The organism is Chitinophaga sp. Cy-1792 (assembly GCF_011752935.1).
In the GTDB taxonomy this organism is placed as follows: Bacteria; Bacteroidota; Bacteroidia; order Chitinophagales; family Chitinophagaceae; genus Chitinophaga.
On sequence record NZ_VWWO01000001.1, the window covers coordinates 830964 to 856611 of the forward strand.

A 25648-nucleotide genomic window follows, 5' to 3' on the forward strand; every position below is an offset into this window, starting at 1 on the left:
GGTCTTACGTTTTAAATGAATGGTAGATTACAGAGAGAAAGAGATATTGAACATTACACTTCTTGCGGTTGGGTACGGAGAGTACTCAATACCGAATGAGGTAACGCCATCTACACTTTTGTCTGTATTAACTTCCGGATCAAAGCCAGTGTATTTGGTGATTACAAACAGGTTCTGACCAGTTACAGATACTGTTGCATTTTTGAATACATGGCCGATATTACCAAAGGTGTAACCAAGGGTAAGGTTATCGAGCTTGATGAAGTTGCCATTCTCCAGGTAACGGGAAGAAACCGTGATCGGGTTGGAAAGAGATTCGCCATTGCCCAATAATGCTTTAGCGATATTCCTGGAGCCCAGGTTACCGATTGGCAGTACTGTATTGGCGGTGTTGTTATAGATCTGATAGCCGAAAGCGCCGTGGGAGCTCATGCTAAGCGTCCATTTTTTCACCATCAGCTGAGTATTAAAGCCCAGCATGGCTTTAGGGTTAGGGTTGGTGAGATAATAAAGGGTATTACCATTGTCCTGATAAGTAGCCTGGCCTTTATCATCGAAGCCCTGGAATTTACGAACATAGAAGGTATTCAGCGGATAACCATTAGCAAGGCGCTGAGAGGTAGCACCGGATACACCCTGACCACTGATAGCACCTGTCAGTACCGGAGGACCGTCATAGTTTTTCAGTTGGTTATGCAGTACTGTACCGTTGATGTTTACACGCCAGTTCAGGTTGTTATGTTGGATGATATCTGCTCCCAGGGAGATTTCCACACCATTGTTGATAACATGGCCAGGCATGTTGATCCAGTAATTGGATGCAGGCGCCGGCATGATGGCAGGGAAGCTGAACAGGAGGTTTGTAGTATTTTTATAGAAATAATCGATAGTACCGGACACACGGTCGTGCAGGATACTGAAATCGACACCGGCATTGAACTGTTTGGAGCTCTCCCATTTCAGGTTGGGGTTGGCCACGTTGCTGAGTGCCGCGCTACCATTAGGGCCGAGGGCATATTGTTCCTGAGACGCGCCGGCAGGGAATTCCTGGTTACCGGTAGTACCATAACCTACACGTACCGCCAGGTTCTGGAATGCTTTGCCTCCTTTCATGAAATCTTCCTGGCTGATATTCCATTTACCTGCAAAAGACGGGAAGTAACCATACTGGTTGTTTTTACCAAATTTGCTGGAACCATCTGCTCTCAGGGTAGCATTCAGTAAATATTTACCACGATAGTTCATTTCAGCCCTGCCGAATACAGACTGCAGTTTGCTGGTGGGGTTCTCAAAAGAACTGATAGATGTTTTTGTCTGAGCAGCTGACTGTAGCTGTTTCCAGTAATCAACCGCATATGTAGGGAATCCCAGTGCACCGATAGAAGTTCCGTTGAAATCAAACTGCTGGTATTCATAACCCACCAGTGCTTTCAGGTTAAAATCTTTATTGAGCTGTTTCTGGTAAGTCAGGGTGGTGTTAAAGAGAGAGGTATTCAGCTCGTTATTGCCATAATAGGCCTGACCCTGTCCTTGTACATCTGTAATATTGATGAATGATTTAATCTGTGATTTTCTGATACCCACCTGGTGATTGAGGCTGTAAACCGCTCTTAATTCCAGGTCTGGCGTGATTTTGTAGTGAGGAGAAACACTTGCCAGCACGTAGGAAATATTCGCTTTATCATCATAGGCATCAGACATAGCACGCGGGTTGATAGAACTACCAGCGCCAAGCAGGTAATAAGAACCGTCGGAGTTGTAGATAGGCATGGTAGGGTTCCATTGGAGCGCCTGACCTATCAGACTTCCGGTGAAGCCTGCGTTATTGGAGATAGGAGCAATATTTTCAATCGTCTGTGCGGCCATGATGTTGTAATCGAGGCCCAGTCTGTTGTCAGACAGGAAGGTATTCTGACCGTTCAGGGTAGCGGTATATTTTTTCAGACCTGTTTTACGGATGATACCATCCTGGTCCATATAACCGAAGGAAGCACGGTAGCGGCCAGTTTCACTGCCACCACTAACAGCAACGTTTATATTCTGTGTACTACCGGTACGAAGGATAGAATTCATACCGTTTGAGCTGGAGCCGTAGTCGCCGCTGGTCAGATTGTATTGTTTCAGGGCAGAGCGGTATTCGTCGGCGTTGAGTACTTTCAGCTGTTTCATGATATTGCTGAAGCCGCCGCCATAGTTAACATCAATGCGTGGAAGGCCTGCTGTACCTTTTATGGTATTGATCATGATAACGCCATTGGAACCGCGGGAACCATAGATCGCTGTTGCAGAGGCGTCTTTCAGTACGTCCATGGACGCAATGTCAAAAGAGTTGATAAAGTTGAGCGGGTTGGCATCAGGGGTCTGACCAAGACCGTTGGCATCTACAGAAGGACGTGCAACACGACCATCCAAAGGAATACCATCAATTACATATAGTGGCTGGTTGCCGGAACGAACGGAAGACAGACCACGGATACGTACGGTAGCAGCAGCACCTGGTGCACCGGAGTTGTTCAGGATCATCAGACCGGAAACCTTACCCTGGATCAGCTGATCAGGGGCAGTAACAATACCACGGTTGAAATCTGCTGATTTGATAGAGGCCACCGCACCGGTAAGGTCTTTCTTACGGGTGGTACCATAACCTACTACCACTACATCAGAAAGGGTAGAGTTTTCCTGACCGAGTGCAATGGCCAGGGATGATTTACCACCTATACTTACTTCCTGGGTTTTATATCCTACAAATGAAACGATCAGCGTAGCGTTTGCTGGTACGTTAGACAGACTAAAAGTTCCATCCGGGCTGGAGGAAGTACCTGATTTGGTACCTTTTATTGCTATGGAGGCACCTGGAATCGGGGCGCCCTGACCATCGGTAATCTTACCGGTGATACTCCGGTTCTGGGCGAAAACAAGCCCCTGAACCAGCACAAGCAGCAACGTAATTAGGAGTCGACAAAAGAGTCGTGAATTGTTCATAAAATGGAATTTAGATCAGTAAAGAGATTTGTACTGTTACGAGTTCTACGTGGATTTTTTTACAAGATGTTATCAGAAACGAGGCATTTATGAGCGTGATGAGGCTTTCAAAAAGGACATAGCTTGCCCTTTCCGGTTACGTGGATTTGTCATCAGATCAATGCTGCAGAAAATGGATTTTTAACGTGGTTAATAAATAAGGCGCTTTCTTAGTATTTACTATTTGGTTGAAAATTTCTCTTTTGTCAAAATAATGGTTCTGTTTTGAGGGTAACAATTTTTACAGATGAAATATCGAAAAAATAGATGAAATATTTGATTAATTAAGAGATAAGATATTGATATTCAAACAAATAATTTTGAATATTTTTTTTGAAAATATCGATACTATCAGGTGGTATTTTGGGTAATTACAATGCCTGAATGGACATAATCCGGGCTTCAAACTCGTCGTTGGGTATCAGTGAACGTTTTTTGATTTTTGTTTTATAGGCATAAATCGTGTTGACAGAGTATTCCAGGATGCCGGCAATTTTATCATTATCAGTAATGCCTATACGAATTAATGCAAAGATGCGTAAGTCGGTATTCATCAACTCATTTTCTCTTAAAATGACTTGGTTGTCTTTGTCAAATAGTTTGTTGAACTCGTCAACAAAATGTGGGAATATCCGCAGGAAAACCCTGTCGAAATTGGTGAAGAGCTCTTCCCGCTCCTGCCGCACATTGATGGAGTTTACCAAAAACTTCACATCGCTGGTATTTTTACTTTCTGCCAGCTTCTGCTCCAGCATCTGTTTTATTTTCTCAATTTTTGAGATATAGTTGGCGTTGATGTTGAAGAAATAACCAATGTACTCTTCTTTGATTTTATTGGCTTCTTCCAGTTGGTTATTTATTTTCTGCTGTTGGTGGTGAGCGGTAGTAATGGCCAGCTGGGCCAGTTTCAGTTTTTGTATCTGCCTGAAAACAATAATGGTCATGGCTACCAGTGCCAGGAACAACAGGGTTACCGCAGTGGCGTATATCAGCAACGATCTGTTGCGTTGTTCAGCAGAGGAAATTCTTTCTTCTTCTATAATAGGCAGAATATTACTCACCATTACCTTTCGCTGGCGTGCCCCGTAAAAGGCAGCTTCGGTAATCGCTTTTTCAATATACCGGGAGGCATTCTTAATATCTCCCTGCTCAAAGAGAAAGGTAGCCAGGTTATAGGCCGCCATGGTTTCTTTGGTGGAAGACCTGATATCAGCAATGGCTGAACGGGCCATCAGGAAAATGGCGGTATCCCGCTGGTGTATCTTCATATAAATGGAACCCAGACTACAGGCCGCAACGGCCACCTGCCTGTCGGTGAGCTGCCCGTCGTTCAGATTGGGCCATAGCCGCAGGGCTTCCTGGACCTCTCCCCTTTTAAAGAGCTGCTCCGCCCGGTGAAAGCGGTAGTCGAAGGTATTGGGGTCCATCAGGTGAAGGGCGGAGTCCATCAGCGCCAGCCCCTGCCGGCGGTATTCAGGGGTAAAAAACTTATCCTGGTTGTATTCGGCAAGGTCACTGTAAAACCGGCTTTTCATGAGAAAATACTGCACCCGCACAGAGTCGGGCATGCCGCTAATGTCAATCGACTGCAGGTAGCCATTGGTTTCGGTAAACATCCCGGAAGATAACAGAATAAAGCCCAGCTTAACTTTGGCGTTCGTAATTTTTATAGGGTCCTGTAGCTTTTCCCCTATGCGCTCCATAGCGCTGGCATATACAAATGCCGAATCAAAGTTGAAAACGATGAATGCTTCGTACAGCTTCTGGTAAACACTATATGTTTTCTCTATGGTAAGCGGCTCCTGTAACAGATGTCTGATACTATCGATTTTTTTTACCCTGCCGGCATCAAACGACGGTGCCTGATCAATGGTAGTATTGAGTACGGCAAGAATACTGTCGTGCTTTGATTTCGCGACAGCCCCGGAAAAAGAAAGAATAATCAATAGAAAAACAGACAAACAACCCAGTATACGCCTCATAGAAGTTGGTCATAAAATGTTCTGATGAAGCTAAATTTAATGTAATTTTTTGGGCTTTTACTGTCTCTTCAGACTATAATTTAAATTGCTGTTGATGGCTTTTTGTTCCGTATCCAGCAGCCGTAGTTCATCTTCACTGATTTTCTGAAAATAACGCTGGAGATTTTTGTCTTTGTCGGGGTTGAGCACTATAACTACTGCATTGGGATCGCTGGCGCTGCCTTTAATAATGGCATAGCGACCTTCGCTATTCAGGTCCTGGTCACCGTTTTTTGTGCCCTGGTAAGTCTCCGTTAATTTAAAATGCTGGTTGCCGGTACTGTCGGTTTCGTTGATGGTTAGTTTGGTGATAATGCCGCTGCAATCTGCGCAGGGCAAGGTACCGATATAGGTTACGTATTTTTCGGCTTCAGCCGTAGTGGTATTTTGCTGATCTTTTTCGTGCGTGGCAGATTGTTTACAGGCCACAAAGGAGGCCAATAGAATAGCTGTTATCAGTGTAAGGTATTTCATTCGGAACGCTTTACACCAATAACAGCTTAATCTCCAGTATGTTCTATGGAATTACTTCAAAAACAAAAAACTGGCTTTCTTCTGCAGATGAAAAATTATTATCTGCTACAAAAACCAGACTTGGATGACCATTGGGTAAGGTCGGTCCAAAAGTTACGCCCTCGATATTATCTATATAAGTGTTCAGGCTTTCAAAATTATACAGCAGCTTCTTGGACGCCAGCGTTACGTTGCCGTTATTTTGGAGGGAGTTAATATTACTGATATCGGTAGCATTGCTGAGGTCAGCGATATATAATTTAATGGTGCAATTTTTAACACCCACGGAAAAAGAGCGCTCCAGTACCAGCAATTTATTATCAGACAGGTAGAGGATATCCGCGATACCATTGATGCGGAAACTATCCTTTGATACCGGTGGATAAGCCACCGGATCGAGCCTGTACCCATATTGTGCCACCGGCTGACGGGTTTTGAGGTCGAACTTTATGAACCGGGTAAGGGCATTATCAACGCCTACATCCGCTCTTGGACCATCTTCATATCTTGGTTCTTCCAGACTCACATATAACCATTTGTTATCGTTGGAGAAGGCAAGTCCTTCGAAGCCGGCATTCCTTCTCGGGCCATTTTCAGTGGCGTGCATACGGAAAGCAGCTGGCAGTGCAAATGTATCTATGTACTGTCCGTTCGGATGGATCATGGTAGCACTTGGATTTGCCAGCACGGTATCTTTCTTTGTAACGATGCGTTCCCCTTCGCTGGTCCATACCATGAAGTTGCCTTTGGCGTTGTACCGAAGTGCCTCAGGGTCTGGTGTTAGTGCGGGGTTGCTGAATTTATTCGGATATGACTGACCGTTAGCCTGCCTGAAGGTGGTTACGTCTGTCAGCCTTACACTGTCAAATGATTTATCGCTGAAATACAGTTTGGCGGTATAAAACCTGGCAGGATTGATATCAGACCTGTCGTCGGATATCATATAGTACTGTTGGTGAACAGGATCGTAATCGATACCGGAAAGGCCGCCGGTGGTGGTTCCCTTAAAGGGCATATTGAAAGGTATTACCTGTTTGCCTATAAGGCGAAGCTGGGTAATGGAATGTTCGTTGTTAACGGTTTTGCGGGTGCTGCTGCAGCTGGCCAGTGCGATGGCTGCTGTAAGCAGGAAAAGCCAATTCTTTTTCATGGTGGCAAATTACTGAATGTCGGGGAACCACAGAAAAGATCAGTACTGTTCATTGGAGTTGTTGCTGGTGGCTGATTTAGGGAAGTGCTTGCTGGTCTGTCCTTTTGTGCAGCTTTTGTTCATTTGTTCTTTTTGTTCATTTCGGCGAATGCCCGGGTTGTTCACGATTACAGTGCTACATTTGGTTTAAGGATGTCCCAATCATACTTATGTTTATAAGTAATATGGCCACTACGGGATTTTAGGTACAGGGCTGCTTCTGCATTGTAGAGGCAGCCTCTTTTTTTTAGCCTGTTGCTGCCTCCTGGCCGTCAGCGCGCCGTTCTCCTGTTCAAAATACCTGTTCGCTGTTCATTTTCAGGCCCGCTGTTCATTTTGTTCAGTTTCTATAAATCAGTTTTTTTATTGTAGAGCTTACTTATATTTACAACCATTGAGAGAAGTCTTTTGTAATTTTTTTGACCATCTATGAAAAGCAAAAAAGAGGGCGGTTTCTTCCACCCTCTTTTCTTTTATTGGCAAAATGACTGGTCCCAATCCTTCCAGACGGCTTCATAGCCCTGTTGCTTTAGCATGGCTGCAATAGCGGCAGCATTGCGTTCATCTGAAATCTCAAACTGCTCCAGCGACTGTCTGTCTACCACATATCCTCCCGGATTAGTTTTGCTACCGGCACTCATAGCGGTAATGCCCAGCTTAACCAGGTTATTGCGGAACTGCTCCTCTTCCCTGGTGGATAAACTCAGTTCTACTTCCTGGTTAAATAACCGGTAGGCACAGATAAGCTGTACCAGCTCGCGGTTGTTCATTTCTACTTTTGGCGCCAGTCCTCCGCTGAATGGCCGCAGCCGCGGAAAGGAAATGCTATATTTTGTTTTCCAATAGGCTTTTTCGAGGTATTGGAGGTGTAATGCGGTGAAGAAGCTGTCTGTCCGCCAGTCTTCCAGGCCTATCAGTACGCCCAGTCCCATTTTGTGGATGCCTGCTTTTCCAAGCCTGTCGGGCGTTTCGAGCCGGTATTGGAAATTTGATTTTTTCCCTTTGGGATGATGCAGTTTATAGTCGGCCTGGTGATAGGTTTCCTGGTATACTAAAACAGCATGTAATCCATGCGGAATAAGGGTTTCATAATCTTCCTGGTCCATGGGCTGTACTTCCATGGAGATATTGGAGAAGTGTGGTCTTAATAACTGTAACGCATTAACGAAGTAGTCTACTCCTACCAGCTGTTGGGCTTCTCCAGTTACAAGCAGTACATGCTCAAATCCCATTTCCTTGATGGCGGCGGTTTCCAACAACATTTCTGCGTTGGTCAGCGTTTTCCGCGGGATTTTATTATGCAGACTAAATCCGCAATAGGTGCAGATGTTCTGGCATTCATTGGAGAGGTACATCGGTATGTACAGCTGCATGGTATTGCCGAACCGCTGTAAGGTAAGCTGCTGGCTTATCCGCGCCATTTCTTCCAGGTAAGGTACTGCTGCCGGCGAAATGAGTGCTACAAAGTCGTTGAGGTCCCTTTTGCTGCTGGAGAGTGCTTTTTCCACATCGGCAGCAGTTTTGCTGTAGATATTCGCTTTTACATCTTCCCAATCATACCTGTTGAATATATCCGTAAACATAAACTACATTTTAGGTGGTTAAATCTCATCCAGGAAAGCAGTTAACGGGCTTGATGCTCTCGCATGCTGTTGCTGGCGTGGAAGTCCGGCTTCGTATGCCTGTCTGCCTGCTTCCACGGCGGCTTTAAAGGCCAGCGCCATGCCTGCCGGATCAGGAGATACAGCAATGGCCGTATTTACCAGGACGGCGTCTGCGCCTAGTTCCATGGCCTGCGCGGCATGGGAAGGCGCGCCGATACCGGCATCTACAATCACCGGTACCCTGCTTTGCGCAATGATGATTTCCAGGAAATCCAGTGTTTTCAGTCCTTTATTACTGCCTATGGGAGCGCCTAATGGCATCACGGCTGCGGTGCCGGCATCTTCCAGCCGCTTGCACAACACAGGGTCCGCATGGATATAAGGCAAAACCACAAAGCCCAGCTTCGCCAGCTGTTCTGTTGCCAGCAGGGTTTCAATCGGGTCTGGCAGCAGGTACCGCGGATCAGGATGGATTTCCAGCTTTACCCAGTTGGTTTCCAGCGCTTCCCTAGCCAGTTGCGCAGCATATACTGCTTCTTTGGCGGTGCGTACACCACTGGTGTTAGGCAACAGGTTAATATGCGGATGATGCAGGTGTGAAAGGATGTCATCTGCCTGGTTATGGATATCAACCCGCTTCAGCGCTACAGTAACCAGTTCTGAAGAAGACGCTAACAGCGCCTCTTCCATCAGTATCGTCGATGAAAATTTTCCTGTGCCGGTAAACAACCTCGACTGAAATATTTTATCTGCTATTTTAAGTGGTTGCATAATTTTCATTGTTGAGTTGTGAATAAAGATCTGCTACCATCTTGCTTTTGACTGCTGCATTTGTTATCAGCCCGCTGATAGCGACACCGTGTACACCTGCCTGCATTAATCCCGGTAAATCATCTTCCAGTATACCTCCTATGGCAATAACTGGAATGGACAAACGAAGAATGTGCAACTGCTCCATAATACTCAGGTAACCATCTATTCCTAAAACCGGACTTAACTTTTCTTTGGTAGCCGTAAACCGGAAAGGCCCGAGTCCTACGTAATCGGCGCCTTCCAGACTATGTTTCAGGATATCAGCCGTTTTGTTGCTGGTACCACCTACAATTGCCTGCGGGCCTACAATCAGGCGGGCATCTGCCACGGACATATCATTTAACCCGACATGCACGCCATCAGCGCCACAGGCAGCAGCCACCTGCGGATGGTCATTAATGATAAGCGTTGCGCCATAAGCCTGCGTAATGCGCCTTGCTTCCATGGCGGCAGGCGTAATATTGGCCGGCGTTTCGTTTTTTATGCGCAGCTGAACCCAGGTACAGCCTGCGTCACAGGCCTGCCGGATATTGTCCAGGTGGGCTTCGGCAGTGGCGCCCTGTGATATATAATGAAGTCTGTTAATCATGTTTTTTAGTTAGATGATAGAATGATATCCCAGTAGACCTGTATTGGACGATAATAATTTTTCCGTATAGTCTTTACCGTTAATACAGGCCCTTTCCAGTGTTTCGCCCTTTGCCAGCAAGGCCGTAATGGCAGCAGATAACACGCATCCTGACCCATGTTTGGGTGAGGCGTTTATTTTGCCGGGATGAATTTCAATTACCTTGTCGGTGTAAAGGGTGTCTACACCTGGCTTTTCAGGATGGTGGCCGCCTTTCAGGAGTACATGACAACAGCTGAAAATCTGTGATGCAGCTGCTGTACCGCTGGAAAGACCTGTCAGTTGCACTGCTTCCTCATAATTGGGGGTGAGCAGGTAAACGTGTTTTAGCAGGGCTTCCCACTGTGTCCATGACGGTTTTTCATGAAAGGTATATCCGGCAGAGGCCTTCAATACAGGGTCCAGGATAATTTTCATAGCTGGTTGCCATATCAGCAATTGTGTAATAACGCGGTGCATAGCAGCAAGATTTTCCATAATACCTATTTTGCAAAAGGTGACAGGATATTCTTCCAGCAAGGGTTTCGCCTGTTCCAGTATTTGCGTGGCAGGCAACCATTGCAGATCATGAAACCGGGTGCCCGTTTGTATGGTAACGGCACTGGTTACCCCGAGTCCGTATACCTGTAGCTGTTCAAATGTTTTTATATCAGCCAGCAAACCGGCGCCGGCGCTGGGATCCAGTCCTGCTATGCTGAGTGCATATGGTCTGTCTTGTTTCATGGATGTGCAATTTTTGCTTTGTGCCAGGCTTGTTGCAGCAGGAGAAACTGATCCACTGCTTTTGCCGGATTTTTCCAGATGCTACCCAATACAGCAGCACCGGCATATTTCCATGCCGGCAGCTGCATAATATTGTGTTCGTTGATGCCTCCCAGTGCCAAAACAGTAGCCTTGCAGCTTTCCGGTAAAGGTTTTGCAAACTGGCTGCTATAGCCTGGCTTAGAGATGCTGTCGAAAACCGGGCTTAATAAAAAATGCGAAAAAGCATCTTCATAAATTTCCAGCTGTTGTAAATCGTGTACACCTGTACTATACTGCTTTTGCGTGGCAGACAACGGTGATGCATTTCTGGCGGCCTCACTCCAGTGTATGCCTGCAAGTGCAAAATCTTTATATACCTGTTGGTTATCTCTGATGATAATCCTCTTATATAAATCAGCGGGAATTTTTTCCAGCAGTCTGTAATAGGAAATGCTTGTCCAGGAAGGCTTCCTGAGCAGTATTTTATCAGCGCCTGCTGCTAATAGATTTGTTATTAGTTCGGATTCCGAATTTATATTTTCGGGAGAAGTTATCACCCAGATCATATTAATTAGATTGTGTTGAATACAATTCGCTTCCGCCGGAAACAAATGCCTTTGCCTGTTGCTGCATACCTTCATCAATGGCGGCAGCTTCTTCCAAACCCTTTGCCTGTGCATATTCCCTTACTTCCTGTGTAATTTTCATAGAGCAGAAATGTGGGCCGCACATAGAGCAGAAATGCGCAATTTTAGCGCCTTCGGCAGGTAAGGTTTCATCGTGGTAGGAACGGGCTGTTTCCGGATCTAAAGCGAGGTTGAACTGATCCTCCCAGCGGAATTCGAATCTGGCTTTACTGAGTGCGTTATCGCGTACCTGCGCACCAGGATGGCCTTTGGCCAGATCGGCAGCATGTGCGGCAATTTTATAGGTAATCACCCCTTGTCTGACATCCTCCTTGTTTGGCAGGCCCAGGTGCTCTTTCGGCGTAACATAGCAGAGCATGGCACAGCCAAACCAGCCTATCATAGCGGCGCCGATGCCGGAAGTGATATGGTCGTAACCTGGTGCGATGTCGGTAGTCAAAGGCCCGAGGGTATAGAATGGTGCTTCGTGGCAGCATTCCAGCTGTTTGTCCATGTTCTCTTTGATGAGCTGCATAGGCACGTGACCAGGGCCTTCTATCATTACCTGTATATCATGTTTCCAGGCAATTTTAGTAAGTTCCCCAAGCGTTTCCAGTTCCGCGAACTGTGCAGCATCGTTGGCATCAGCAATGCTTCCCGGGCGCAGACCGTCGCCGAGCGAGAAAGACACATCATAGGCCTTCATGATCTCGCAGATATCTTCGAAATGTGTATACAGGAAATTCTCCTTGTGGTGAGCCAGGCACCATTTAGCCATGATGGAGCCACCGCGGGAAACGATGCCGGTAACGCGTTTGGCGGTAAGCGGTACATATCGGAGCAATACCCCTGCATGGATAGTAAAGTAATCCACTCCCTGCTCTGCCTGTTCTATTAAGGTGTCGCGGAAAATTTCCCAGGTGAGGTCTTCTGCTTTGCCGTTAACTTTTTCCAGTGCCTGATAGATAGGAACGGTACCGATAGGCACCGGTGAGTTGCGGATGATCCACTCACGGGTAGCATGGATATTTTTTCCGGTGCTGAGGTCCATGATGGTATCGGCGCCCCAGCGGCAGGCCCACACTGCTTTTTCCACTTCTTCTTCTATGCTGGAGGTAACGGCACTATTGCCTATGTTGGCATTAATTTTAACGAGGAAGTTACGGCCAATGATCATGGGTTCACTTTCCGGGTGGTTGATATTGGCAGGAATGATAGCACGGCCGGCGGCAACTTCATCTCTTACAAATTCCGGTGTAATGAACTTAACAGGTGTGCGGGCGCCGAAACTATTACCAGTGTGTTGTGTGGTGTATTCGGTGGAAGCGGCTTCCAGTAACTGGTTTTCGCGGATGGCAATATATTCCATTTCCGGAGTGATGATGCCTTGTTTGGCATAATACAGCTGGGAAACATTTTTGCCTGGCAACGCTTTGCGTGGCGTGATCTGGTGCGTCATACCGGGAAGGCTGGTATCTTGCAGACTACGCGTATATGCGCTGGAGTTCTCTTGCAGCAGTTCTGTATCCTGTCTGTCGATAATCCATTGTTCACGCAGACGTGGCAGTCCTTTGTTTACATCGATGTCTATGGTAGTGTCGGTATATGGGCCGCTGGTATCGTAGATAACAACGGGGTCGTTGGGGGTTCCGGGGGCTTTCGGGCCCTGGTGGCGTGTATTCGTCAGGTTGACTTTCCTCATGGCTACCCTTATTGGGTGCAGGTTTCCGGCTACGTAAATTTTTTCGGACGCAGGGAATGGCGCGCGACTGATAGTCGCCTGTTGCTTTTGCATGGCAGTAAGATTTAGATAATAGGATTCCTAACCATTATAAATAATAACGGTTTTGGGTAAACGAAAATTGATTTAAATCTTATCCGCCTTGTGTAGCGCGGATAATGGTGACGTTGTCTGCGGCGGCCAGCAGCTGTTGTTCCCAGTCTGACCTGGGAATCACCTGGCTGTTAACGGCCACGGCAATGCCTTTTTGAGAGGATAATTGAATAAACTGTAAGAGTGCAGCAATAGTAGTCCCCTGCTGCACCGCATAAAGTTTATTGTTTACAAGCACTTCCATAGATGCTGGAATTAATTGGTGAACAATAAACTTTAGGATGGTGTGGAAGATGAAGAAGGTTTCAGTTACTTATCCCTACGGCAGTATGAGCTGCATCAGGTCTGAGGGTATCATCTCAGCTTATGCTTTCGCATAAACACCCCTAAAGTGAACGTAAATGTAGTAATTATTTTCCGAAATGGTAATTTCTGTGAAATGGAATATAAAGTTGGTAATTCTGTTAACTATTGTATTTTTAGTTTATGGTAAGAGTTTATCTGAAAGGAATATTGCTGATGCTGTTATTGGCTGCTTGTGGTGGCAACAGGAAGAGTGAAGAAACGCATGTTCCGGATAGTAGTTTATTAACGGTATCTGACAGCAGTAATGCCGGCGTAATCGACAGCACTACCGCTGTTGCAGATACGCTGCAGGTTGATGCAGCTAAGCTCATAGGAAAGTGGATTCAGCCCGTAGCGGGCCTGGACAGAGAAATGCAGGGTTTTCAACTAAGAAAGAACGGTTCCGCCAGATCCATTAATATGTATACGTTGATATACGAAAAATGGCTGCTGTCGGCAGACACCTTACTGTTGTGGAGTCACTCCGAAGGTGTGAAGGATACCAGTATCGTTGTGGATACAGCGATTATTAAAGAGCTGTCTGATACAACATTAATATTGTATCCACTGAAGGCAGCTGTGGGTTACACTGAAAAATACCACAAAACGAAGTAGCGGATTAGTTATAAATCTGCCATAATCCGATCAGACAAGCCAGTACTGCCATGAAAATGCCACCGGTGGCGAGCTGCATGTCATCAATATTTTTTCTGCCGATGTACAGAGAAATAAATCCTACCACGATACCGGTGGCACCTATAATGATGGCGTTGGAGGGTGTTTTTGTCACGAATGCAAAAACAGCAGAAAATACTCCGATAATAAGTGCACTGATACAGGTAGTTTTCGTTAACGTTGTTGAGTGTTGCATATGTATTCGAATTTAAAATCGAGGGTAAATAATCGTTGTTTATATATTTAGTGGTTACTGTAGTTCACTGTAGTGGTGTCGTTGTGTTGATCCCAGGGTACTTTTAGCAGGGGCCCGATTTCTTTATACCGGTTCTCCTGGTATTCATCCAATCCGTAACGTATAGTCGTAGTTTCTTTAATTTCTCTGAATGTCCCGAAAATGCGGTCCCAGAGGGCGAAGATATTGGCATAGTTGGAATCTGTTTCCGGCTGATAGTGGCTGTGGTGCACTTTGTGCATATCAGGCGATACAATAATCCAGCTAATGATATTATCTACCTTTTTGGGCAATTTTATGTTGGCATGAGAAAACTGGGATATAAATACGGAGAGTGTCTGGTATAGCATGACCATCCAGAATGGTACACCTAGTACCAGCACGCCGGCAAAGAGCGCTGCAATACGGAAAAGATTTTCTATCGGGTGATGTCTTAATGCGGTGGTGGCGTCAATCTCTGTGTCGATATGGTGTATTTTATGAAACTGCCACATCCAGAGATATTTATGCTGTACCCAGTGTATGAGCCAGGCGCCGATGAAATCGAGCAGCAGTACAGCTAGCGCTGCGTGTAGCCATACAGGTAATTTTACGAGGTATAGGAGGCCGAAATGTTTGGCGGAGGTCCAGATGCTGGCTTTCACTATGAGGAAGGCAAAAATCGTATTTAAAACAACGGTGGTGAGGGTAAAGAAGAGGTTGGTACCGGCATGGCGGTATTTATTCCCTGAAAACCGGAAACGTGGGATGGTCCCTTCCAGTATCCATAGTAATAGCAGGCCACCTATGAGGAAGGCCATGCGGTAAGGTGTGGAAATATGTTCAAAAAACGACTCCATATTTCAGGTATGTCAGGTATATAATCGCTACAAGGCAAATTCCTTTAATAACCGAAGTGGGTTTTTCCACATTAACTAAACAACAACCAACAAGCTCGGGAGAAGGATATGTGAGATTTTCTGTATATAATAACGGGATACTTTTGCTTCTTTCTCGTATACGCGCAGTCGTTATTACTGACAGTGATATTTGTTCCGGGCGCTAACTATAAAAACGTAGTATTGATTCTTTATTCCGGTAAAAAATTACGATTTTTTGTGCAATAAAAAATGGCTGATTTGGGCTGTGGGCAAAGAAAAAAGCAACCTCTTTGTGAGAGATTGCTTTATGTATTATCATTATGCTTCAAGCAATAACTTTTAGCAAAATTTTAGGTTACCGTGTATTCATGATCGTTATAAAGGCGGTCATGAAGGGGGCGGATTAGTTGTTCAGCATGAGTGGCATTACCAGCATCAGCAGATCTTCATTTTCTTCTTTTTCGGAAGGTTTGAGGATACCTGCTTTGGTGGCGGTGGCCAGTTCGATATTGATTTCATCGCCTTCAGCAGCACCGAGCATTTCGATGAGGAATTTGGCGTTGAAGGCGATCTGCATATCGTCGCCGGTGTACTGGCAGCTCATACGCTCGTTACCTTCGAAGGAGAAGTCAACATCCTGTGCAGAGAGTTGTAGTTCGCTGCCGGTGATATTGAGTGCCACCTGGTTAGTGGATTTGTTGGCGAAAACACCTACGCGTTTGAGGGCGTTCTGGAAATCGCTTTTTACCAGGGTAAGGCGGTAAGGATTGTCTTTAGGGATAACCACTTTATAATCAGGGAATCTGGCGTCGATGAGGCGACAGATCATCTGGGCACCTTCGTGTTGCACGAAGAAGTGGTTCTGGCTGTAGGCAACTTTGATTTGTGAGTCGTTGTCCGGCAGCAGTGATTTCAGGAGGTTCAGCGGCTTTTTAGGCACGATGAAGGTATCTGCCTGCGGGCATTGAACGTCTGTTCTAACGTATTTTACCAGGCGGTGCGCATCGGTAGATACGAAGGTCAGGCTGTTAGGGGACAGTTCAAAGAATACGCCGGTCATGGCAGGACGAAGGTCATCGTTGCTGACAGCGAAGAGTGTTTTGTTGATAGCGGTTACCAGGCCGGTAGCGGTCATGGTAAAAGACGTGGTTTCATCAGCAGCCGGCTCTTTAGGGAAGTTTTCAGGGTTTTCGCCCATCACCTTGTACTTACCGTTGTCTGAAGTGATTTCCACCGCATATGAGTTAAGATCGATGTGGAAGGTCAGCGGTTGGTCCGGCAGATTCTTGAGGGAATCCATCAGGATTTTAGCAGGGATACAAACCCTTCCGTTTTCCTTGGCTTCCACCTCCAGCTTCACCCGCATAACAGTTTCCAGGTCTGTGGCAACTACAGTCAGTTCGTTCTTATCAATCAGGAACAGGAAGTCCTCCAGTATAGGCAATACTGTATTGGAATTGATAACACCGCTGATCTGTTGTAATTGTTTTAATAAAGTAGAGGAAGAAACAATAAATTTCATGATCTATAAAAGTTTGCTTGTCATTCTTATGGTAACCTGATTGGCAGGGTCTCTCTGGTCTGCTTTCACATGATAGCCCCAAAAATGCTGTAAATGTACTGTAAACAAAGATAGAAAGTTTTGTCAATCAGCCTAATTTCATAACATCTTATACACTTAAATATCCGCGTTTTTCACAATAATTTATTGTTACCGAAATATGTCTGAAAATGATAATGTTACGTGATTGGGTAAAAAAAGCAGTTGTTTTTAGATGGATGTCTGGTATTTGTGGGTTTTGTTAAAGATTATGAAAAGAATACCAGCAATCTTTTAAATTATCTGCAAATGGGTTAGTTTTGCGGCGCAGAAAAATTTTTCTAAAACCAACAAAAATAGCAGGTTATGAAACTGTCTCATTTAGCCGAAACACTGATTGGATCCGAAATCATCAAATTAGCAGCTGAAATCAAAGAGAAGCAGGCCAAGGGTGATAAGATCTACAATTTTACGATCGGCGATTTTGATCCGAAGGTTTTCCCAATCCCGGTTGAGTTTGAACAGGAGATCATAACTGCTTACAAGGAACACCTGACCAACTACCCTCCTGCGGATGGTATCCTGGAGCTCAGACAAGCGGTAGGTGATTTCATTGGTGCACGTGAAGGTCTCACATACGACCCTGCTAAAGAAATCGTAATTTCCTGCGGTGGCCGTCCGATTATCTATGCTACTTTCAGAACGATCGTTGATCGTGGCGAAAAGGTAGTTTATGCAACTCCTTCCTGGAATAACAACCACTACACCCACTTCCTGGAAGCGGAACACGTAGTGTTGCAAACTAAGCCGGAAAACTTCTTCATGCCTACGGCAGAAGAGCTGAAGCCACTCCTGAAAGGGGCGACCCTCCTGGCACTGTGCTCTCCACAGAACCCTACCGGTACCGCTTTCGGTAAAAAACAGCTGGAAGATATCTGTGACCTGGTACTGGAAGAAAACAAAAGCCGTGGCGCCGACGAAAAGCCGCTCTACGTACTGTTTGACCAGATGTACTGGGTACTGACCTTCGGTGAAACCCACCACTACAACCCGGTTTCTCTCCGTCCTGAAATGAGAGACTACACCGTTTTCATCGATGGTATGAGTAAAGCCTTTGCTGCTACCGGCGTTCGCGTTGGTTGGGCACTCGGTCCGGCTCACGTGATCGGTAAAATGAAATCTATCCTCTCCCACGTAGGTGCATGGAGCCCGATGGCTGAGCAAAAAGCCGCTGCCCGCTACCTCGTTCAGAAAGAGAATGTGGATAAATACCTCCAGCACTTCAAAGGCGAAATCGAAGAACGCCTGGTGAAAATCTACCAGGGCTTTGATAAACTGAAGAATGCAGGCCATAAAGTAGAAGCAATCGCACCGCAGGCTGCCATCTATCTTACCATTAAAATCGACCTGGTGGGTAAAACCACAGCCGATGGTAAAGTACTGGCTGACCAGGCTGCCGTTACTTCCTATATCCTCGACGAAGCTAAGATCGCCCTCGTGCCTTTCTACGCTTTCGGTGGCGACAAATCCTCCCCTTGGTACCGCCTCAGCGTTGGTACCTGCGTGAAGGAAGAAATCCCGGCTATGTTCGAAAAGCTGGAAGCTGCCCTCAACAAACTGAAATAAGTATATATTTATTTATAAGGAGCAAAAGCCCATGTCTGCACAGACATGGGCTTTTGTTATTATTACTATTATAATTATAAGCCTCAGGGCTTACCCCTCCGAGGGGTAAGCCCTGAGGCTTTTCCTGATGCCGAAGGCGTCAGGAAAAAGCAAAACAAGCTGTCCTCAAAAAAAATTTAAAAAATTTTTTCGTTTCCACTCTCCCGTTATAACACTCTTCTAATCAACATTTTTGACTATTTGACTTTTCTGTTAAAAAAGTTAAATCGTTGTTAATACAAATCTGTTCATTACTTATTAAGAAAAATCTGCTAATTTTGACCTTGAAACTAAAAAAGTCAGAAAGTTAATGCAAGCAGAGAACAAAGACGAAATGAGGGATAAGATCCTCGACGCGGCGTTGAAGCGCTTTACACACTATGGTGCTTCTAAAACTACCATGAATGAGATCGCCGACGATCTTCGCTGTTCTAAAGCATCCCTCTATTATTATTTTACCGATAAAAACGGGATGCACCAGGCTGTGCTGGAAAGAATTGGCGAAACCTACTTTCAGGAAATGGAGAAAGAAGCCAAAACTGCCAAATCGGCCACCAAAGCGTTATTTCAGATCATTGAAATCCGCCGCAACTTCGTAATGAAGTTCTGCCGCCTGGAGCTCTTTAAAATGCTGATAGATAGCAAACATGATATCCGCCAGCAGATGGTTGCCGCCAAAAAAAGAGAAATTGAAATCCACGCGGAAATCATTAAAAATGGCGTGGCCAGCGGTGAATTCAAAGTGAAAAACGCCCACAAAACTGCTGAAACATTGGTGATGGCCATGATGGGACTACGCTACAGTGTTCCCGATCACGTCAATCCCAATGAAGACATCGACGACGTAATGTTTGACCAGGTAATGGAACAACAACGACTCTTAATTGAAATCTTTATTAAAGGAATAAAAGCATAATTAATTAACAGCTACCATGGAAGTGAGAGATCGGATTATGGAGGCGGCCAGAAAAATGTTCAGGTCTTATGGTGTGAAAGGTGTTACCATGTTTGATATCGCACGCGAATGCGGCATCTCTAAAAAAACACTCTACGAACATTATGAAGATAAACAGTCGCTCATCAAAGAATCAATGAACGAACTATTAAACGATCATATCCAGTTCGCAGAAAAAAACGGTAAAGACTCGGCCAACGCTATCGAAGAACTGGTAAATCAGATGCAGTTCATCCGCACGAAAGCCCGTACACTCAATCCGGTTATGCTGTTCGAAATAGAAAAATATCATCCGGAAACCTGGAAAGTAGTAGAACGTTTTAGAACCGATTGTATTCTGACTGGCATTAAAGAGAACCTGAAACGTGGTATGAACGAAGGAATTTTCCGTAAAAACCTAGATCTCGAAGTTACTGCTCGTATGCGCCAACTACAGCTGGAAGCGGCTTTCGATCCGATTCACTACCCGGCTGACCAGTATGAAATCTCCTCGGTGATGGATGAAGTTACCAGTCACTTTGTACTGGGAGTTGCTACCCTCCAGGGACATAAACTCGCTTACCAGTATTTACAAATAAAGGAAGAAGAATAAAATTACCAGGCTAATTTAAACAGTATGAAGCGATTAAAGTTGTCGCTTATCCTCCTGCTGGGGATAGGTGTATCTCATTGCTATGCCCAAGCGCCACTCACTCTCCCGGAAGCGTTGAAGTTTGCTTTGAATAATAACCAGGGTCTTGCCAGAACAAGAATGGACGAAGACATGGGTAAGTTCAAAACAGAAGAAGTACGTTCCCAGGCACTCCCTCAAATTAATGGTTCCGCCAATTACACGGATAATCTCCAGCTGGCTAAATCCATCCTTCCTGGTGATGCACTGGGAAAACCTGGTGAAAATGTAGTACTGGCATTCGGCGTGAAATACGGCGCCAGCGCAGGCGCAGAGCTGAACCAGCAACTCTTTAACCAGAGCGTATTCACCGGTCTTAAAGCGGCAAAAGCAGGCGAACAATATTATAAACTGGCTACGCAACAGTCTACTGAAGACGTAATTTACAACGTCACTCAGCTCTATTATCAGTTGCTGATCACCCAGGAAAATCTAAAATCGCTGGATAGCAATATCACTAAACTGACAGCACTGGTAGGCGCTACCAAATCTCAATTCGATAATGGTCTCGCTAAAAAAATCGATCTGGACAGAATAAAGGTAAATCTTACCAACTACCAGACCCAACGCATTCAAACCCTCAACAGCTACGCGATGCAGATCAACAACCTGAAACGCGTCATGGGTATGCCATTGGAAAATGCATTTACCATTCCGGTTACTCCGCTGAAAGATATCGAGTCGTCAGCAGCTGCTGTACTCAATTATGAGCAGATGAACATGGAAGACAGAACAGAAATGCGTGTGCTCCGTAAACAGGAAGAACTGCAAATGTTCCAGAAGAAAGCCTATCAGGCAGAGAACTATCCTTCTCTCTCCCTCTTCGGCCGCTATTCCTACAATGGTATGAGTAACCAATGGATGTTTGCAAAAGAAGCGATCAACAGCACCCTCTGGTATGGTACTTCCGCAATAGGCCTCTCCCTGAAAATTCCCATCTTCGATGGTTTCGGACGCCGCTCAAAAGTAAGCCAGGCCAACGTTACATTGCGTCAGCTGCAATATACCATGGATGAAACCAAACAGGCACTCAGTACCCAGTATGAAAATGCCAAACTCACCATGCGTACCAACGTAACCGCTATCAATACACAGAAAGAGAATATGGAGCTGGCAAACGAAGTATATTATTCTACACAGAATAACTACAAACTTGGTCTCGCAGGCCTGACAGATCTGCTCAACGCAGAAACATCCCTCACTGATGCTCAGAACAGCTACAACAATGCACTGCTGCAATATAAACTGGCTGAACTGGAAATTATCAAAAGTCAGGGTAATCTGAAATCTCTCCTAAACTAAACGAATAAACGAAAAACAACTGCTGAAAAGCAAGAACATAAACTCAACTCAATCTATTTGCAGATGAAAAAATTTATTATCTGGGGCCTGGTAACGGTAGGTGCAGTAGTACTGATAATGTGGAAGCTCAACGCAAATAAAAAAGCCAACGAAGACAAAATCAACTTTGTAAAAGAAAGTAATATCGGCGATGTTCCTGTATTGATCCAGAAAGTATCCCGCAACGACTTTGCTGATGGCTTCCTGGCTAACGGAAACTTCACCCCTGTTCGCGAACTTTCCTACATGGCCGAAACGAACGGTCGTATTACCAAACTGCTGGTGGATGAAGGCAGCGCAGTAAAACAAGGTCAGATAATCGCTTATATAGATGGTCAGCTCTTCAATACAGATCTGGAATCTGCCAAAGCTAATCTGCAACAACTGAAAGTTGATAAAGAAAGATATGAATCCGCTTTCCAGACAGGTGGTGTTACCCAGAAACAGGTAGACGATGCACGCCTGCAGTATGATGTAGCCAAAACACGCTACGAAGCTGCCAGCCGCCGTGTAAGCGATACCTACGTGAAAGCGCCTATCTCCGGTATCATCAATAAAAAATATATCGAACAGGGTGCTTATCTCTCCGCAGGTAACAAAATGTTTGATATCGTAGACGTTTCCCGCCTGAAACTGGCTGTGAACGTGCCTGAAGGACAAGTTGTAGGCTTGAAGAAAGGCCAGAAAGTAGAAGTGACTACTTCTGTATTCCCTGAAGCTAAATACGAAGCTGTCATCACTTTCATCGCTGCCAAAGGTGATAATTCCCTCAACTATCCTGTTGAAATGGAAGTTGTTAACCAGTCTGCAAAAGAACTGAAAGCCGGTATGTACGGAACTGCGCACTTCGCCTCTCCTGAAACTGATAAGACGATGTTCATTGCACGTACCGCTTTCGTAGGTGGTGTAAACGGTAACCAGGTTTATGTAATGGACGGCAACAAAGCTAAGCTCCGTAAAGTAATCGCTGGCCGCATCATCGGCGACCAGGTTGAAATCCGTGAAGGCCTGAACGAAGGCGAAACAGTGATCACCAGCGGTCAGATCAACCTGACAGATGGTGCTTCCGTAACTGTTCAACAGGCTGGGAAATAAGGAAAACGTGTAACCGGGACTACAAACTCTTTCAACATGAAGATTACTGAAGTATCGATAAAACGACCTACCGTCGTAGTGGTGGTGTTTACCATCCTTACGCTGCTGGGCGTGATGAGCTATAAAGCCCTGAACTATGAGCTCCTGCCTAAGTTCAGCTCTCCGATAGTTACTATTGCCACGGTATATCCGGGCGCATCTCCTAACGAGGTGGAAAGTACTGTCACCAAAAAAATTGAAGATGCGATCGCATCTATGGAAAAAATCAAGAAGATCACTTCCAAATCTTCTGAAAGCCTTTCCGTTATCACTGTAGAACTGAATAACGACGCGAACGTGGACATCGCACTCCAGGACGCGCAGCGTAAGGTAAATGCTATCCTGGCCGATCTGCCAGGTGATGCAAAACCACCTTCCCTGAATAAGTTCTCTATTGATGACCTGCCTATCATGACGTTGTCTGCTACTGCAACAATGGATGATAAAGCATTCTATGATCTGATGGATAAAAAGATTCAGCCTATCCTTTCCCGTTTACCAGGCGTTGCCCAGGTATCCCTGATCGGTGGCCAGGAACGTGAAATCCAGATCAACGTAGATCCTAAGAAACTGCAGGCATTCAACCTTTCTATCCTGGAACTGCGTCAGCTGATTACCAATGCAAACCTCGACTTCCCTACCGGTAAAGTAAAAACAGTTGATCAGCAGATCCTGATCCGCCTTGCCGGTAAATATAAAGATGTTGCACAGCTGAACAACCTGGTACTGAAAACAATGGACAACGGGTCACAGATACGCCTGATGGATGTTGCCGATGTACAGGATTCGCAGAAAGATGCTGAACGTATTGCCCGTGTAGACGGTGTAAACGCGATCGCCTTACAGGTACAGAAACAGACAGATGCCAACGCGGTTACTGTTTCTGAAGAAATGAAAAAAGCGATTGCAAAGATCGAAGGTGAATATGCAACAGATAAGCTGAAAATCCTGGTGGCTAACGACTCTTCTGAGTTTACACTGGAATCCGCCGACTCTGTAATACATGACCTTATCCTGGCGGTAGTACTGGTGGCAATAGTAATGCTCCTCTTCCTGCACAGTATTCGTAGTGCCCTTTTCGTTATGATCTCCATCCCGGCTTCACTGATCGCTACTTTCATTGGTATGAAGCTGATGGGCTTCTCCCTCAACCTGATGTCGCTCCTGGGTCTTTCCCTGGTAGTAGGTATCCTGGTGGATGATGCGATCGTGGTACTGGAAAATATCTACCGTCACATGGAAATGGGTAAAAACCGTGTCCGTGCTGCTTATGACGGTGTAAAGGAAATCGGTTTTACCGTAACTTCCATTACATTGGTAATTGTGGTAGTGTTCCTGCCTATCTCTTTAACGAATGAACTGGTATCTAAAATCCTCCGTGAGTTCTGTGTGGTGGTAATGATTTCAACGATGTTGAGCTTGCTCTCTTCTTTCATGATCGTGCCATTACTGTCGTCCCGACTGGGTAAACTGGAACATATCACCGGTAAAAATATCTTTGAGAAATTTATTCTCTGGTTTGAAAAACAACTGCAGAAATTCACCGACTGGATGACAGGCCTGCTTCGTTGGGCACTGGCACATAAACGCTGGACTATCCTGGGTTCTGTTGGTCTGCTGATCCTGTCTTTCATGCTGGTAGGTAAAGGTTACATCGGTGGTGAGTTTATCCCTAAAGGTGACCGCGGACAATTCATCGTGCAGCTGGAAATGCCGAAAGATGCATCTGTTCAGCAATCCAATATGGCTACACGTACCGCAGAACAATACCTGAATAAGAAGAAAGAAATCACCCGTCTGATTACTACCGTGGGCCAGACTTCAGAAGATGGCTTCGGTACTTCTCAGTCTACCGCATATAAATCAGAAATTACGGTGATGCTGGTGCCTGCGGAAGAGCGTAAAGATGGTTCGGATATCTATGCAGCGAAAATCAAGAAAGAGCTGAAAGCAATCCTGCCAGGTGTGAAAGTTAAGACTACTGACGTTAGTATCCTGGGTACTGCAGAACGTGCGCCTGTAGAACTGATCGTGATGGGTTCCGAAATGGACAGCGTAATGGCTTTTGCCAAAATCGCCATGGACACACTGAAAACCATTCCGGGTTCCAGTGAGGTGAAACTCTCTGTAGAAGAGGGTAACCCAGAAATCAACGTGAAAGTGGACCGCGATAAAATGGCGGCACTGGGCCTCACACTGGATGCAGTGGGTGGTACTATGCAGACAGCCTTCTCCGGTACAGCCGATGATTCCAAGATGAAATTCCGTCAGGGAGATTATGAATATGATATCAACTTACGCTTCGATGATTTCAACAGAAAGAACCTGGAAGACGTTGCTAACATTCAGTTCATAAATAATAAGGGACAACTCATAAAATTGTCGCAATTTGCAGCCGTAACAGAAGGCTCCGGACCTAGCCATCTGGAAAGAAGAGATAAAAATACTTCTGTATCTGTACAATCTCAGGTGATGGGACGACCATCAGGTACTGTAACCCAGGAGTTTGCCGCTAAACTGGAAAAGATGAAAAGACCTGCCGGCGTTAGTTTTGTATTCGGCGGTGATGCGGAGAACCAGGGCGACTCTTTCGGAACATTAGGTGCAGCACTGCTGATCTCTATCGTAATGGTATACCTCATCATGGTGGCACTTTACGATAACTACATCTATCCGTTTGTGGTATTATTCTCCATTCCATTGGCAATTATCGGTGCATTGCTGGCATTGGCACTCACCAATAATACGCTCAATATCTTTACTATCCTTGGTATGATCATGTTGATCGGTCTGGTGGCCAAGAATGCGATCATCCTGGTCGACTTTACCAACCAGATGAAAGAGCAGGGCCAGAGCACCTATCAGGCGCTGATTCACGCGAACAATGCGCGTCTGCGTCCGATCCTGATGACTACCATCGCGATGGTAATTGGTATGCTGCCTATTGCAATGGCAACTGGTGGTGTGGCATCTACTAAGAATGGTCTGGCATGGGTAATTATCGGTGGTCTGATAAGCTCCATGTTCCTGACGCTGATCGTAGTACCGGTTGTGTACATGATCGTAGATATGGGTATGGCGAAGCTGGGTATGGGCAGATTATCGAAGAAAAGATATATCCGTCAGCGTATGGTGGCTTCTTATGAAGAAGTGCCTTTAAATGAAATACACGTCAATTAAGATATTTAAGTTTTGTTACTAACAGTGTAACAGTTGTAGGTTTAGGTAATAGCCG

Annotated in this window: 21 protein-coding genes and 1 riboswitch; of the genes, 7 read left to right on the plus strand and 14 right to left on the minus strand. The window is 45.4% G+C overall.

Annotated features, from left to right (window positions below; translation table 11 throughout):
• Positions 1-27 precede the first annotated feature (27 nt).
• The 11 genes from F3J22_RS03485 to thiS form a co-directional block, all read right to left on the minus strand.
• On the minus strand, positions 28-2982 hold the full coding sequence (locus F3J22_RS03485; RefSeq protein WP_167014331.1) for a SusC/RagA family TonB-linked outer membrane protein: 2955 nt from the start codon (positions 2980-2982) through the stop codon (positions 28-30).
• Between the two features lie 410 nt (positions 2983-3392).
• Positions 3393-5003 (minus strand): DUF6377 domain-containing protein, encoded by a 1611-nt coding sequence (locus tag F3J22_RS03490; protein WP_167014333.1) that lies wholly within the window; start codon positions 5001-5003, stop codon positions 3393-3395.
• Between the two features lie 57 nt (positions 5004-5060).
• Positions 5061-5516 carry a copper resistance protein NlpE gene (locus F3J22_RS03495; protein ID WP_167014335.1) on the minus strand — a complete coding sequence of 152 codons (456 nt, stop codon included), beginning with the start codon at positions 5514-5516 and terminating at the stop codon, positions 5061-5063.
• Between the two features lie 43 nt (positions 5517-5559).
• On the minus strand, positions 5560-6705 hold the full coding sequence (locus F3J22_RS03500; RefSeq protein WP_167014336.1) for an esterase-like activity of phytase family protein: 1146 nt from the start codon (positions 6703-6705) through the stop codon (positions 5560-5562).
• 512 nt (positions 6706-7217) lie between these two features.
• A complete protein-coding gene (gene thiH, locus F3J22_RS03505) occupies positions 7218-8327 on the minus strand; it encodes a 2-iminoacetate synthase ThiH (protein ID WP_167014338.1) in 1110 nt (369 codons plus the stop codon).
• A gap of 18 nt (positions 8328-8345) precedes the next feature.
• The gene (locus tag F3J22_RS03510; RefSeq protein ID WP_167014340.1) at positions 8346-9119 is read right to left on the minus strand and encodes a thiazole synthase; all 774 of its coding nucleotides are present in this window, start codon (positions 9117-9119) and stop codon (positions 8346-8348) included.
• The gene (locus F3J22_RS03515) at positions 9106-9750 is read right to left on the minus strand and encodes a thiamine phosphate synthase (RefSeq protein WP_167014342.1); all 645 of its coding nucleotides are present in this window, start codon (positions 9748-9750) and stop codon (positions 9106-9108) included. The genes F3J22_RS03510 and F3J22_RS03515 overlap by 14 nt, the downstream gene beginning before the upstream one ends.
• A 9-nt stretch (positions 9751-9759) precedes the next feature.
• The gene (locus F3J22_RS03520; protein ID WP_167014344.1) at positions 9760-10512 is read right to left on the minus strand and encodes a hydroxymethylpyrimidine/phosphomethylpyrimidine kinase; all 753 of its coding nucleotides are present in this window, start codon (positions 10510-10512) and stop codon (positions 9760-9762) included.
• Complete coding sequence (locus F3J22_RS03525; RefSeq protein WP_167014346.1) at positions 10509-11099, minus strand: thiamine phosphate synthase; 591 nt, start codon at positions 11097-11099, stop codon at positions 10509-10511. Before F3J22_RS03525 ends, F3J22_RS03520 begins: the two co-directional genes overlap by 4 nt.
• Position 11100: 1 nt before the next feature.
• Positions 11101-12954, minus strand: coding sequence for a phosphomethylpyrimidine synthase ThiC (gene thiC, locus F3J22_RS03530; protein WP_167014348.1), 1854 nt, complete (start codon positions 12952-12954; stop codon positions 11101-11103).
• A gap of 79 nt (positions 12955-13033) precedes the next feature.
• Positions 13034-13237 carry a sulfur carrier protein ThiS gene (gene thiS / locus F3J22_RS03535; protein ID WP_167014350.1) on the minus strand — a complete coding sequence of 68 codons (204 nt, stop codon included), beginning with the start codon at positions 13235-13237 and terminating at the stop codon, positions 13034-13036.
• Between the two features lie 55 nt (positions 13238-13292).
• Positions 13293-13391: riboswitch (TPP riboswitch) on the minus strand.
• 88 nt (positions 13392-13479) lie between these two features.
• Here thiS and F3J22_RS03540 point away from each other — a divergent pair.
• On the plus strand, positions 13480-13953 hold the full coding sequence (locus F3J22_RS03540) for a lipocalin family protein (protein ID WP_167014352.1): 474 nt from the start codon (positions 13480-13482) through the stop codon (positions 13951-13953).
• A 4-nt stretch (positions 13954-13957) separates the two neighbouring features.
• Here F3J22_RS03540 and F3J22_RS03545 read toward each other — a convergent pair whose 3' ends face one another.
• The 3 genes from F3J22_RS03545 to dnaN all read right to left on the minus strand — a co-directional run bounded on the left by F3J22_RS03545 (position 13958) and on the right by dnaN (position 16630).
• The gene (locus F3J22_RS03545) at positions 13958-14209 is read right to left on the minus strand and encodes a hypothetical protein (RefSeq protein WP_167014354.1); all 252 of its coding nucleotides are present in this window, start codon (positions 14207-14209) and stop codon (positions 13958-13960) included.
• Between the two features lie 47 nt (positions 14210-14256).
• A complete protein-coding gene (locus F3J22_RS03550) occupies positions 14257-15087 on the minus strand; it encodes a sterol desaturase family protein (RefSeq protein ID WP_167014356.1) in 831 nt (276 codons plus the stop codon).
• 424 nt (positions 15088-15511) lie between these two features.
• Positions 15512-16630, minus strand: a complete 1119-nt coding sequence (gene dnaN, locus F3J22_RS03555; protein WP_167014358.1) for a DNA polymerase III subunit beta — start codon at positions 16628-16630, stop codon at positions 15512-15514.
• Positions 16631-17014: 384 nt separating this feature from the next.
• On the opposite strand from dnaN, the gene F3J22_RS03560 reads away from it, so the two are divergent.
• From F3J22_RS03560 to F3J22_RS03585, 6 genes are all read left to right on the plus strand, one after another.
• Positions 17015-18274 carry a pyridoxal phosphate-dependent aminotransferase gene (locus tag F3J22_RS03560; protein WP_167014361.1) on the plus strand — a complete coding sequence of 420 codons (1260 nt, stop codon included), beginning with the start codon at positions 17015-17017 and terminating at the stop codon, positions 18272-18274.
• A 349-nt stretch (positions 18275-18623) separates the two neighbouring features.
• A complete protein-coding gene (locus F3J22_RS03565) occupies positions 18624-19229 on the plus strand; it encodes a TetR/AcrR family transcriptional regulator (protein ID WP_167014363.1) in 606 nt (201 codons plus the stop codon).
• Between the two features lie 16 nt (positions 19230-19245).
• Positions 19246-19860 carry a TetR/AcrR family transcriptional regulator gene (locus F3J22_RS03570; protein ID WP_167014365.1) on the plus strand — a complete coding sequence of 205 codons (615 nt, stop codon included), beginning with the start codon at positions 19246-19248 and terminating at the stop codon, positions 19858-19860.
• A gap of 24 nt (positions 19861-19884) precedes the next feature.
• Positions 19885-21240, plus strand: a complete 1356-nt coding sequence (locus F3J22_RS03575; protein ID WP_167014367.1) for a TolC family protein — start codon at positions 19885-19887, stop codon at positions 21238-21240.
• Between the two features lie 63 nt (positions 21241-21303).
• Positions 21304-22374, plus strand: a complete 1071-nt coding sequence (locus F3J22_RS03580; RefSeq protein ID WP_167014369.1) for an efflux RND transporter periplasmic adaptor subunit — start codon at positions 21304-21306, stop codon at positions 22372-22374.
• Positions 22375-22410: 36 nt separating this feature from the next.
• Positions 22411-25593, plus strand: coding sequence for an efflux RND transporter permease subunit (locus tag F3J22_RS03585; protein ID WP_167014372.1), 3183 nt, complete (start codon positions 22411-22413; stop codon positions 25591-25593).
• Positions 25594-25648 lie beyond the last annotated feature (55 nt).